The 1,226-nt window shown below is 46.9% G+C and carries 2 protein-coding genes; both read left to right on the forward strand.

All coding sequences use genetic code 11. The annotated features are described in order from the left end of the window. The first annotated feature begins 166 nt into the window (after positions 1-166). The gene (locus BWI93_RS23735; RefSeq protein ID WP_094816076.1) at positions 167-439 is read left to right on the forward strand and encodes a hypothetical protein; all 273 of its coding nucleotides are present in this window, start codon (positions 167-169) and stop codon (positions 437-439) included. A gap of 382 nt (positions 440-821) precedes the next feature. Then, on the forward strand, positions 822-1,226 hold a 405-nt coding region (locus BWI93_RS23745; protein WP_141217581.1), incomplete at its 3' end, for a hypothetical protein.

A 1,226-nucleotide genomic window follows, 5' to 3' on the forward strand; every position in this document is an offset into this window, starting at 1 on the left:
AAAGCCCTTTTTCAACTATACCGGATCAGAAACTGAGCCTTACTTATCGGATTCCATCCACATTGGTCAGTCCGGCTTCAATCAGGAAGGGGAGCAGTACATGGCACTCATCCAGCTACTTAGACCGTAACCACTCTTCATTTTTCAACTTCAAATACGCAAATCAATGAAACGCTTCCTAGTCGTTTTTCTGCTCATTTTCGTCAGCAAAGTATCCGCCCAGACGCCGCAAATTCCCAAATACGGCGTCGGTGTGGATACCCTGATGATTCAGACCGTTTACACCGACCTCGAAGGCGTCGAGCACACCGAGCCAGTGAAAACGCTACGCGTAATGTCTAATACTCGCTCTGGTACGACGACGATGTATTACTCGCTCAATCCGCAGGTGTTGGACAGTCACGTTCGCAGGCGAATATTCCCTGAAACCTCCAAGTAAAGTAGTCTCAAGCCCAACCTGTACGATTACCATTTTTTCACTCCAAAACGTCAAAACTGTATTCTATGAAACGTATAGTCATAATCGTTGTGGCTTTGTTCGAGGCTTTATTGGCCAGAGGTCAAAGTAAGCCCAGCAATGATTCAAAACTCCCTTTTTTCGGAAAGCAGGGGTTTTGGGTCACTCCCGGTAATACGGCTTTACCAACCGCACCCGGTGTTACTTCAGTATTGTATCCAATTTCTAAAGAACTGATTTATTACGATACGCCTACTGGAAAGGTTTATATACGATCGGGGGAGGTGGGGTTACATACCTGCCAGGGAAGGGGCTTAGCCTGACAGAGAATAAGCTCAGCATTATCCAAGCGGATCAGGGAAGCTTGGGTAATATCCAAGTAGATCGCTTGATTTTCAATGCGGATAATATGCCGTCGCTCGTCACAGCTGAAGGTTTGAGTCTATCCAATGGTCAGTTTCTAATGAACCTGGGTACGACGACGGTCCGGATGGGTATTCAGGACTATCGCTTATTCCTTCAAAATGCTTTTGGAATTACGACAGGAGGCGGCGGTTCGGGGATTACCTGGGTAAATCGTCCAGACAACCAAAACAGTCCGGGAGCGATTGGATACAAAGCCTGGGATGCGGGATATCTATATGAATATGGCAGAAAGTCGGGTACTCAAATCATGCAATGGTTTAGGACGCTGGCTGATGATATTTTCGATAATGGAACATCGTCATCTGAAGGGGCACCGACTGCGACGGGTACGTTTGATGCGTCT

The organism is Siphonobacter sp. BAB-5385, from assembly GCF_002261125.1.
Classification (GTDB): Bacteria; Bacteroidota; Bacteroidia; order Cytophagales; family Spirosomataceae; genus Siphonobacter.

Bases quoted from the DNA above. Each gene is read 5' to 3' on its own strand.
- BWI93_RS23735 (WP_094816076.1), top strand. From the start codon at position 167: ATGAAACGCTTCCTAGTCGTTTTTCTGCTCATTTTCGTCAGCAAAGTA.